This is a genomic window from Nocardia aobensis NBRC 100429, from assembly GCF_000308375.1.
Lineage (GTDB): Bacteria > Actinomycetota > Actinomycetes > Mycobacteriales > Mycobacteriaceae > Nocardia > Nocardia aobensis.
In genome coordinates this window covers 17625-27163 of sequence record NZ_BAFQ01000008.1, presented here as the reverse complement: position 1 = coordinate 27163, position 9539 = coordinate 17625, and the positions used below count along the sequence as shown (strand labels likewise).

General features: G+C 67.6%; 11 protein-coding genes, 1 tRNA gene and 1 other RNA gene. 9 read left to right on the top strand and 4 right to left on the bottom strand.

Going from position 1 to position 9539, the window contains the following annotated elements; translation table 11 throughout:
• Window positions 1-564 (top strand): LLM class flavin-dependent oxidoreductase (locus RJ03_RS01130; protein ID WP_036497179.1); only part of this gene is annotated, 564 nt, incomplete at its 5' end.
• A gap of 208 nt (window positions 565-772) precedes the next feature.
• The gene (locus RJ03_RS01125) at window positions 773-1528 is read left to right on the top strand and encodes an SDR family NAD(P)-dependent oxidoreductase (protein ID WP_036497189.1); all 756 of its coding nucleotides are present in this window, start codon (window positions 773-775) and stop codon (window positions 1526-1528) included.
• A gap of 15 nt (window positions 1529-1543) precedes the next feature.
• Here the strand turns inward: RJ03_RS01125 and RJ03_RS01120 are convergent, their stop codons facing one another.
• Window positions 1544-2131 (bottom strand): HhH-GPD-type base excision DNA repair protein, encoded by a 588-nt coding sequence (locus tag RJ03_RS01120; RefSeq protein ID WP_036497177.1) that lies wholly within the window; start codon window positions 2129-2131, stop codon window positions 1544-1546.
• 140 nt (window positions 2132-2271) lie between these two features.
• Here RJ03_RS01120 and RJ03_RS01115 point away from each other — a divergent pair, with 140 nt between their 5' ends.
• The gene (locus tag RJ03_RS01115) at window positions 2272-3111 is read left to right on the top strand and encodes a methyltransferase domain-containing protein (RefSeq protein WP_036497176.1); all 840 of its coding nucleotides are present in this window, start codon (window positions 2272-2274) and stop codon (window positions 3109-3111) included.
• 51 nt (window positions 3112-3162) lie between these two features.
• Here RJ03_RS01115 and RJ03_RS01110 read toward each other — a convergent pair whose 3' ends face one another.
• Entirely contained in the window at window positions 3163-4449 is a 1287-nt protein-coding gene (locus RJ03_RS01110) for an aspartate aminotransferase type Ic (protein ID WP_036497175.1), read from the bottom strand.
• 125 nt (window positions 4450-4574) lie between these two features.
• Window positions 4575-4669: signal recognition particle sRNA small type (gene ffs / locus RJ03_RS35525), an RNA gene on the bottom strand.
• Between the two features lie 107 nt (window positions 4670-4776).
• On the opposite strand from ffs, the gene RJ03_RS01105 reads away from it, so the two are divergent.
• Together RJ03_RS01105 and RJ03_RS01100 are read left to right on the top strand one after the other, a co-directional pair.
• Window positions 4777-5745 carry a hypothetical protein gene (locus RJ03_RS01105; protein WP_036497174.1) on the top strand — a complete coding sequence of 323 codons (969 nt, stop codon included), beginning with the start codon at window positions 4777-4779 and terminating at the stop codon, window positions 5743-5745.
• A gap of 44 nt (window positions 5746-5789) precedes the next feature.
• Window positions 5790-5874, top strand: a tRNA-Ser gene (locus RJ03_RS01100).
• A 52-nt stretch (window positions 5875-5926) separates the two neighbouring features.
• On the opposite strand, the gene RJ03_RS01095 is transcribed toward RJ03_RS01100, so the two are convergent.
• Complete coding sequence (locus RJ03_RS01095; protein WP_036497172.1) at window positions 5927-6424, bottom strand: nitroreductase family deazaflavin-dependent oxidoreductase; 498 nt, start codon at window positions 6422-6424, stop codon at window positions 5927-5929.
• Between the two features lie 131 nt (window positions 6425-6555).
• On the opposite strand from RJ03_RS01095, the gene RJ03_RS01090 reads away from it, so the two are divergent.
• From RJ03_RS01090 to RJ03_RS01075, 4 genes are all read left to right on the top strand, one after another.
• The gene (locus tag RJ03_RS01090) at window positions 6556-7167 is read left to right on the top strand and encodes a TetR/AcrR family transcriptional regulator (protein WP_036497171.1); all 612 of its coding nucleotides are present in this window, start codon (window positions 6556-6558) and stop codon (window positions 7165-7167) included.
• A gap of 77 nt (window positions 7168-7244) precedes the next feature.
• On the top strand, window positions 7245-8135 hold the full coding sequence (locus tag RJ03_RS01085) for an RNA polymerase sigma-70 factor (RefSeq protein WP_036497170.1): 891 nt from the start codon (window positions 7245-7247) through the stop codon (window positions 8133-8135).
• On the top strand, window positions 8132-9136 hold the full coding sequence (locus RJ03_RS01080; protein ID WP_036497169.1) for a methyltransferase: 1005 nt from the start codon (window positions 8132-8134) through the stop codon (window positions 9134-9136). Before RJ03_RS01085 ends, RJ03_RS01080 begins: the two co-directional genes overlap by 4 nt.
• 63 nt (window positions 9137-9199) lie before the next feature.
• A complete protein-coding gene (locus RJ03_RS01075) occupies window positions 9200-9535 on the top strand; it encodes a hypothetical protein (RefSeq protein WP_157163315.1) in 336 nt (111 codons plus the stop codon).
• Window positions 9536-9539: the final 4 nt, after the last annotated feature.

Genomic DNA, 9539 nt, shown 5'->3' with positions numbered 1-9539 from the left:
GACACCTACCTCACCTGGGGTGAGCCGCTGTTCGCGGTGAGCAAGAAGCTGGAGTGGATCCGCCGGCTCGCGGTGGACGAGGGCCGCATTCTCGATTACGGCCTGCGCATCCACGTCATCTCCCGCGACACGTCGGAGCAGGCCTGGGCCGAGGCCGATCGCCTGCTGGAGGCGGTGAACCCGGCGGATATCGAACGGGTGCAGGCGAATCTGGCCCAGAGTGAATCCGAGGGCCAGCGGCGGATGCTGGAACTGCACGGCGGCAACACCGATCGGCTCGAGATCGCACCCAACCTGTGGGCCGGTGTCGGACTGGTGCGCGGCGGCGCGGGAACGGCGCTGGTCGGCTCGCACGAAGAGGTGGCCGAGCGGCTGATCGAATACTCCCGCCTCGGCATCACGCAGTTCATCCTCTCCGGTTACCCGCACGTGGAGGAGGCGTACTGGTTCGGCGAAGGTGTCCTGCCGATCCTGCAGCGCCGCGGAGTGTGGCAGCCGCCCGCCCACCGCGAAAACCGCGTCACCACAACGCCGTTCGCCACCGCCGCCGCGAGCAGCAGCTAGTCACCCGCACGTCCGGTGTCCGCGCGAGCACGGTGCGGACGCCGGATGCCCAGGGTCGTGGGCGTACGGACTGCCGCGCACTCGGCCGACCCCCTCTCGGCATGCTCACCGGGCGATTCATACCGTCGCTAACTCATAGCTACACTCGTTGACGAGCGATCAAAACCTCGTACATGAGCTAACCGATGTCTCGGAGAGGGTGTCGATCATGGCCGTATACGACGTAAGCAACCGTGCGGCAATAGTCAGCGGGGGCGGTTCCGGGATCGGACGCGCGGTCGCGCACGAACTCGCGCGCAGCGGCGCCGCGGTCCTGGTGTTCGATCTCGACGAGGACAATGCGAATACGGTGGTCGAGGAGATTCGCGGTGCGGGCGGCCAGGCGGCCGGCTTCGCCGGCGATGCCTCCGATCCGGAGACCGTCCGGCGCAGTGTCGCGGCCGCCGCCGAACTGGGACCGCTGCGGATCGCGGTCAACAACGCCGGCATCAGCGGGGAGAGCGCGCTGATCGGTGACTATTCGCTGGACGGCTGGCGCAAGGTCCTGTCGGTGAACCTCGACGGCGTGTTCTACGCACTGCGCGAACAACTTCCGGCCGTCGCGGCCGCCGGCGGGGGCGCCATCGTGAATATGGCGTCGATCCTCGGCAGCGTCGGATTCGCGAGTTCGTCGGCGTACGTCACGGCCAAACACGGGCTGCTCGGCCTGACCCAGAACGCGGCCCTCGAATACGCGGCCCAAGGCGTGCGGGTCACCGCGGTCGGACCCGGATTCATCCACACGCCGCTGCTCGGGGCGAACCTCGACGAGGAAACCCAGGCGTTCCTCGCTCAGAAACACGCCCTGGGCAGGCTGGGCACTCCCGAGGAGGTCTCGGGGCTGGTCGCATTCCTGGCCAGCGATGCGGCCACGTTCATCACCGGCAGTTATCACCTGGTCGACGGCGGATACACCGCGCAGTAACCGGATCGGCGGAAGCTATTTCGCCTTGGCTTCCTTCGCGGCGGCCTTCATCTGCTTCTTGAATGCCCGCACCTCGAGCAGCGACTCGTTGTCGACGATATCGGCGGCCGAGCGGCGCGAATTCGGCTCCGAGTAGGCACCGGCCGCCTTCTCCCACCCCGCCGGGCGCACACCGAGTTGTTTGCCCAGCAGCGCCAGGAAGATGCGCGCCTTCTGGTCGCCGTAGCCGGGCAACTCCTTCAGCCGGCGCAGCACTTCCTTGCCGTCGGGATCGTCGCGAGTCCAGATCTCGGAGGTTATGCCGTCGTAGTGTTCGACGACGTATCGGGCCAGTTCCTGGGTGCGCCGGGCCATCGACCGGCCGTAGCGGTGAATGGCGGGCGGGGTCGCGCCCAATTCCTCGAATTCCTCCGGATCGGCCTCCGCGATCCGGTGGATATCGAAACCGTTCATGCGGTCGGCGATCTTCTTCGGACCGCGGAAGGCGTGTTCGAGGGGAAACTGCTGGTCCAGCAGCATCCCGGTCAGGAGGGCGAAGTCGTCCTCCGACAACAGCTTGTCCGACTCCGGTTCCTGCGCGAGGCACACTTTGCGGCTCACCATGTATCGATCATCGCAGACGGGCGAATATCCGCCCACCGACCGGCGTGACCGGACTCACATGTCTACCCACCCGTAGATTTTCTGCGCGCGTAGGGTGAATCTTCATGCCCGACACTCTGGCAACACCCACGGTGGAAGATATGGCGCCCACACACAGCTCCTCGGCAGACAATTCCTCATCCTCGGGACTGAGGCCGGACCGCTTCGATCGCGCGGGCCGCGACCAACTCATCGATGTGCACGATCTGCAGGCCGCACTTCCCGGAATTCGCGGACTACGCCGCTGGGCGCACGACGCCCTGGCCGTCGCTCCGGGCGAAAGCGCGGTCGACATCGGCTCCGGCACCGGCTCGGAGGTGCTGGTCTTCGCCGACGCCGTCGGCCCGACCGGTGACGCGGTCGGCGTCGAACCCGATCCGAATCTGCTGGCCGGGGCGGAACACCGTGCGGCCCAGCACAATTCGCCCGCCCGGTTCGTCCCCGGCGATGCCTACGGGCTGCCGTTCGGCGGTGACACCTTCGACGTCGCCCTGTGTGAGCGGGTGTTCCAGCATCTGACCGCCCCGGAGCGCGCCGCACGAGAGATCGCCCGGGTGCTGAAACCGGGCGGACGCGTCGTCGTCATGGACAGCGACTGGGGCACCGCCATCGTGCATCCCGGCGACCGGCGGGTCGTGCACGAGGTGATCGAAACCCTCATCACCAACACCACCAACCCGTTCTCGGGACGGCGGCTGCCCGGCCTGCTCACCCGAGCCGGGCTGGTCGTCGACGATATCGGCTCGCACGCGCTGGTCCAGGACGCGAGCGCCGGCGCCGGTGCGCTGGTGGCCCGCATCGCCGGTATGGCGGAAGCGCGCGGGGCGATCACCGAGGCGCAGCGGCGGGAATTGCTGGCGGAATTGGAAGCCGGTGCGCGCACTGGGGACATTCACCTCTCGGTGACGATGTTCGCGGTGCTGGCGCACAAGCCGCAGTAACCGATTCCGGCCGGACAGCCGCACATCGCGGCTGTCCGGCCCGCGCCACCGCTACTTCTCCAGCAGCTTCTCGGTCGCGGCGAGCAGGACGCAGGTCGCCAGACCGTCCATCGCCTTCTCCAGATCGGCGAGCGACGGGAAACTGGGGGCGATGCGAATGTTCTTGTCCTCCGGGTCTTTTCCGTAGGGGAACGCCGAACCCGCGGGGGTCAGGGCGATTCCGGCCTCCTTGGCCAGCGCCACCACCCGCCCGGCCGTGCCCTCGACCACATCCAGGCTGATGAAGTAGCCGCCCTTGGGCTCGGTCCAGGAGGCGATCTTCGAGGCGCCCAGACGATCCTCCAGGATCCGCAGCACCAGTTTGAATTTCGGCTCGAGCAGCGCGCGGTGGGCCTGCATATGCCGGCGCACGCCCTCGGCATCACCGAAGAAGCGCAGGTGACGCAGCTGGTTCACCTTGTCCGGGCCGATACTCTTCTTCGCGGCGTACTTCAGGTACCAGGTCAGGTTCTCAGTGGACGCGCCGAAGAAGCTGACGCCGGACCCGGCGAAGGTGATCTTCGAGGTGGAGGCGAAGACGAAGGGCCGGTTGGGGTTTCCGGCCGCGGCCGCCAGCCCGAGGACGTCGTACACCGGGGCGGCGGTATCGGTCAGCGGGTGCACCGCGTACGCGTTGTCCCAGAACAGGCGGAAGTCCGGCGCGGCGGTGGGCATCGAAACCAGTTCGCGCACAACCTCTTCGGAGAAGTTCACGCCGGTCGGGTTGGAATAGTTGGGAACCGCCCACAGACCCTTGATCTGCGGGTCGGACGCGACCAGTTCCGCGATGGCGTGCACATCCGGGCCGTCGTGATTGATGGCGATCGGAATCATCTGCACGCCGAGCGATTCGGTGATCCCGAAGTGGCGGTCGTAACCCGGGCTAGGGCACAGGAACTTGATCGGTTCATCGGCCCAGCGGCTCGGCGAATCGGCCGTGCCGTGCAGCATCGCGAACACGATCACGTCGTGCATCAGTTCCAGGCTGGCGTTGTTGCCGGCGAGCAGGTTCTCGACCGGAATGCCCAGCAGTTCACCGAAGATCGCACGCAACTCCGGCAGCCCGTGCAGGCCGCCGTAGTTGCGGCAGTCGGTGCCGGTGCCGTCGCGGTAGTCGTCGGCGCCCGGCAGGGCGAGCAGGCCGGTGGAGAGATCGAGTTGCTCCGACGAGGGCTTACCCCTCGTCAGATCCAGCGTGAGCTTCTCGGTCTGGAGCTTCGCGTAGTTCGCGGTCTGCGTCTCGTGTTCCGATACGAGTTCCGCATGGCTCATCAAACCGATCTGCGTTTGCCGGGGCATCCTGAGCAGCCTTTCAAGCAGCGAGGTAACAGGTTGACGGATCGTGCGCTTCTGGCGCGGACCCAGCCGACCACGTTACCCGCCTGATGCGGCCCGTGGCAGTGAAGAAGATTTCCCCCGAGAAAGTAAGGGGACCCCGCGCACCCGGCAGAGCCCGTTGACCCTTGCTGCCTTCCGGCCCTGGGGGAGTTCACAGGATGCGCGCCGCGCGGGATCCGTCGGCCAGTGTAGTCACAACTGTCCACTCGAGTGGAATCCGGGCGGAGTCGATACGATCACCTGCGACATTTTTCGAGGGGGCTTCCGCGCCAGGACCGGAGGAAAGACGTGACAGGCAGTAATCCACCGCACGGTGGGCCCGAGTATCAGGGACAGGGTCATCCGCCCAACGAAACCGTGCACTGGTGGTCGACGCCGGCGGCTCCGGAGCAGCCGCTCACCGGTACCGATCCGACCGTGATGGGCGGGCGGCCCGGACCCGTGACCGGTACGGATCCGACGGTTCTGGGGGCGGGTTTCGACGCCTACCACGGTGGCGCACCGCAGCAGCCCTACGGACAGCAGCCGCCGTCCGTGCCGAATTATCCACAGCAACAGTTCCCACCGCCCTATGCCCAACAGCCGGCCTATCCACAGCCGCCCAAGAAGAACAACACGCCGTGGATCGTCGGCGGCGTGGTCGGCCTGGTCGTGGTGATCGGCATCGTGATCGGCGTGATCGCGCTCACCGGCGGCAGTGGGAGCGGAGGCAAGGGCCCGCTCGGTGACAAGAAGGGTGTCGACGGCAACTACTCGATGGCCAATGTCACCGACGCCTGCTCGCTGATCGATACGACGGTCCTGCGCAAGTGGGCGCCCACGCCCAAGGACGCTCCCGAGCACACCGAACGCGCCCCCGACTCCAGCTTCGGCGGCGGCAACCTGACCTGCCGCGCCCGCTACGACGGCGCCGGCAAGTACGGCACCGACGGCTCCGATATCGACCTCGAGGCCGACTTCCAGAGCAAATACAGCGATCCGCAGTTCAACAGCTGGAAGAACTACGACACCAAGACCACCGGCAGCGGCCGCACCTCCGGCGATATCGCCGGTATCGGCAGCCAGGCCTACTACGCGGCCTACCAGCAGAACTACTCGAGCTTCGTCACCCTCGACTACACCTGCGCGGCCCTGGACTCCAACGTCTCGGTCAAGGTGGAACTGCGGATTCAGGCCGCGGGCAGCATCAACACCGACGACGTCGGCACCACCTGTAAGGACCAATTGAAGAAAGCCCTCGCCGGCCTGCACAAATAGCCCGGTTTGCGGTTGCGGGGGGTCCACCCGGTATATTGCTCTGCGGAGGATTCGCCTAGTGGCCTATGGCGCTCGCCTGGAACGCGGGTTGGGTTAACGCCCTCAGGGGTTCAAATCCCCTATCCTCCGCCGCGAAACGCCCGCTACCCGAGTGGTAGCGGGCGTTTCCTGTTGTCGGCAGTCAGCGGCCGGCCGGGCGGGGACGCAGGACGACCACCGGGATTTCGCGTTCGGTCCACGCTTGGTAGGTGTCGAAGTCGGCATAGGCGTCGACGAGCAGCGGCCACAGGCGGGCCCGTTCCCGCGGGTCGGCGGTGACGGCGTGGACGGGACGGCGGTCCCGCCCGATCTGGATGTGCGTGTCGGGCTCGGCGCGCAGATTGAGATACCACTGCGGATGCTTCGGAAGGCCGCCCTGCGAGGCGACGATGACGGTGTTCGCACCGTCGGTGATGTAGAGCAGCGGCGTCGTGTAGACCACGCCCGACTTTCGGCCGCGATGTTCGAGCAGCAGGGTCGGCACCGGCTTGCGGAAGCCGGCCCCGATCCGCCACTTACCGCCGATGCGGCCGCCGGTGCGCCGGTAGGTCCACACCTGCGCACGGCCCACGATCTTGAAGATCTTGGGCAGCAGCGGGGAATCGAGTTGTTTCGGACGGGGTGGCGTCGTCGTCGGCATGGTCTTCCTTCTGTCCGGGGACTTCCGCTCGACCATACAGTTGGTTCCATATGTATGGTCAAGAGCCGAGGGCCGCTACCTCGGCGGAATCGGTACGGTCGACCACGATTCGAGGAAGGGACAGGCGATCGGTGCGCACACATGGCTGGGCGGGGGCGACGCCCGCGAACGACGACGAAGCCGTCGCGCGGATCCTCGCCGCCGCCCGCACCGCGATCGATCGATCCGGCAGCGAATTCAGCATCGCCGAGGTCGCGCGGGAACTCGGCGTCACCCGCCAGACCGTGTACCGCTACTTTCCCAGCGCCGAGAGCCTGCTGACCGCGACGGCCGTCGCGCAGACCGGGCATTTCCTCGATGTGCTGGCCGAGCATCTGAGCGACATCCGCGACCCCGCGACGGCGGTGGTCGAGGGGATCGCCTACACCCTCGAACGGCTGCCGCACGAGAAGTATCTCAACCTGCTGCTCACCCCGCGCCGCGCCGGGGCCTTCTCCGCGGGCGTAACCTCCGACACCGCACTGACATTCGGCCGATCGATCCTGCAGCGCTTCGCCGTCGACTGGACCGCGGCCGGATTGTCCGGCGCCGATCTGGACGAACTCGTCGAACATATGCTCCGCATCGTGCAGTCGTTCGTCGTGGACCCGGGTCGCCCGCCCCGGGGCGGCGCCGAACTACGTCGCTATCTCACGACATGGGTCGCCCCGGCCATGAATCGTCGTCGTGATGTAGATCACTAACCGGCGGTGTCACATCGCGCGGACGGCGAGCGTCTCGTGATGTGCCGGAATCGACAGAGCAGGGACAGGAGCCACCCATGAGCGAGCGCATCGACGGCGCCACCGAGGCGTTCGTCACCCACCGCAACCTGCTGTTCACGGTTGCCTACGAAATGCTCGGTTCGGCGGCCGACGCCGAGGACGTCCTGCAGGAGACCTGGTTGCGATGGGTGGACGTGGACCTCGACGAGGTACGTGACCAGCGTGCGTACCTGGTCCGGATCGTCACCCGCCAGTCCTTGACCCGGCTCCGCACACTCGGGCGCCGCAAGGAGTCCTACGTCGGCCCGTGGCTGCCGGAACCGCTGCTGACCGCGCCCGATGTCGCCGAGGACGTCGAACTGGCCGACAGCGTATCGATGGCGATGCTGCTGGTCCTGGAAACCCTCGCACCGACGGAACGCGCGGTGTTCGTGCTGCGCGAGGTGTTCGATCTGAGCTACGACGAGATCGCCGCGGCCGTCGACAAGACGCCCGCCGCCGTGCGCCAGATCGCCCACCGCGCACGGGCTCACGTCGCCGCGCGCCGCCCGCGCGGAGTGGTGTCCGCCGACGAATCCCGCCGGGCCGTCGAAGCCTTCCAGCAAGCCATCGAAACCGGCGACCTCCAGCATCTCGTCGACATGCTGGCTCCCGATGTGGTCCTGCTCGGCGACGGCGGCGGCGTGGTCCAGGCGGTCCTGCGCCCCATCGCGGGCGCCGACCGGGTCGCGCGCGCCCTGCGCACCGGACTGCCGCGACTGCGCGCCGAGGCGACCGTCGAAGCGGTGCAGATCAACGGCTGGCCCGCGCTGATCGTGCGGATCGACGGACGGATCGACGACGTGGTGGCGATGCGGCTCGACGACGGCCGCATCACCGGCCTCTACGTGGTCCGCAATCCGGAGAAGCTCTCGCGCGTCGAACAGCAGATCACGGTCAGCCGGTGAGTTCGCCGGAGCGCCCCGCCTCGATCCTCGCCCTGGCCGATCTGGCCACACCGATGGCGGTCCGGGTGGCCGCTACCCTCCGGCTGGTGGACCACACGGGCACCGCGGGTGCGACCGCCGAAGAACTGGCGGCTCGCACCGGAACGTGCGCTCCCGCTCTCCGGCGACTGCTCGACCATCTGGTCGCCGTCGGCGTCTTCGACCACGAGCCGGCGTACGGCCGCTATCGGCCCACGAGCCTCGGCGACCAGATGAGCGCGCACTCCTCCGACGCGTTCGAACTGCTGCTGCTCGATATCGGCAGCGCGGGCGGACGCGCCGAGCTGGCCTTCGTGGATCTGCTGAGCACGATCACCACCGGACGACCCGCCTATCCGCGCAGGTACGGGCGCGACTTCTGGACCGATCTGCAGGCCGAGCCCGCGCTGCGCGCATCCTTCGACGCCCAGATGAATTGCCGCTTCCGGATTTACGCGGATCAGATCGCGCACCGCTTCGACTGGAGTCGCTTTCCCGACATTCTCGACGTCGGCGGTGGCGACGGCACCTTGCTGACGGCGATCCTGCGCGCACATCCGGGTGTACGCGGGCGAGTGCTGGATCTGGCGCCGACGGCGGCCGCGGCCACCGAGCGATTCGCGGCGGCCGGCCTCGACGATCGGGCGACCGCCGTGGCGGGCAGCTTCTTCGACCCGCTGCCGCCCGGGGCCGACGCCTATCTCCTGTCCGACATCCTGCACGATTGGGACGACGAGCGCGCGGCGGTCGTCCTCGGTGAATGTGCCCGTGCCGCAGGGGCTTACGGTGTGGTCGTGGTGATCGAACCGATCCGCGGCCGCGGGGCCGATACGGCGATCGACCTGTTCATGCTGATGTGCTTCGGCGGCCAGGAACGAACGGTGCCGGAGCTGGCCGAGCTGGGGGCGCGGTGCGGCCTGGCTCTGCAGAGCTCAGCCCCGGTTGCGGACGGGCGGACCGTCCTGGAATTCCGGGCCCGATGACACTCGGAAACCACGAGCTATTTCACGAGCTATTTGTCGGCGCTCCGGTTTATGATCGAACACATGTTCGAGCATTGGCCGGAGAAGGGAGAGTTCGCGCTGCATCGGGTGGTGGTTCCGCCGATGCCGGTGCTGGTGGACGTGGCTGCCGCTATCCCCACCTATCCACGGATGGCCGCACCTGAGGCGGTGGCGGGGCCGGTGCGGGCGGGCGGGCTCGAGATCACGGGGCGCATTCCGGGGCGACTGCATGCCTGGGCGCGAGCGGCGGACGGAACGTGGCTGGGGCTGGTGGAATTCGAGTTGCGCACCGGGAACGGGCGCAGCCGATTACCGGTGACCCAATGGTGTCCGGCACACGCGCTGATCATGCGCGGCGGGTGCGGGCCGCCCGAGTAGACGG

Excerpts from the sequence above, each read along its gene's own strand:
- RJ03_RS01115 (WP_036497176.1), top strand. The coding sequence starts at position 2,272 with ATGGCGCCCACACACAGCTCCTCGGCAGACAATTCCTCATCCTCGGGA.
- RJ03_RS01085 (WP_036497170.1), top strand. The coding sequence starts at position 7,245 with ATGAGCGAGCGCATCGACGGCGCCACCGAGGCGTTCGTCACCCACCGC.
- RJ03_RS01075 (WP_157163315.1), top strand. The coding sequence starts at position 9,200 with ATGTTCGAGCATTGGCCGGAGAAGGGAGAGTTCGCGCTGCATCGGGTG.
- RJ03_RS01110 (WP_036497175.1), bottom strand. The coding sequence starts at position 4,449 with ATGCCCCGGCAAACGCAGATCGGTTTGATGAGCCATGCGGAACTCGTA.
- RJ03_RS01125 (WP_036497189.1), top strand. The coding sequence starts at position 773 with ATGGCCGTATACGACGTAAGCAACCGTGCGGCAATAGTCAGCGGGGGC.
- RJ03_RS01095 (WP_036497172.1), bottom strand. The coding sequence starts at position 6,424 with ATGCCGACGACGACGCCACCCCGTCCGAAACAACTCGATTCCCCGCTG.
- RJ03_RS01120 (WP_036497177.1), bottom strand. The coding sequence starts at position 2,131 with ATGGTGAGCCGCAAAGTGTGCCTCGCGCAGGAACCGGAGTCGGACAAG.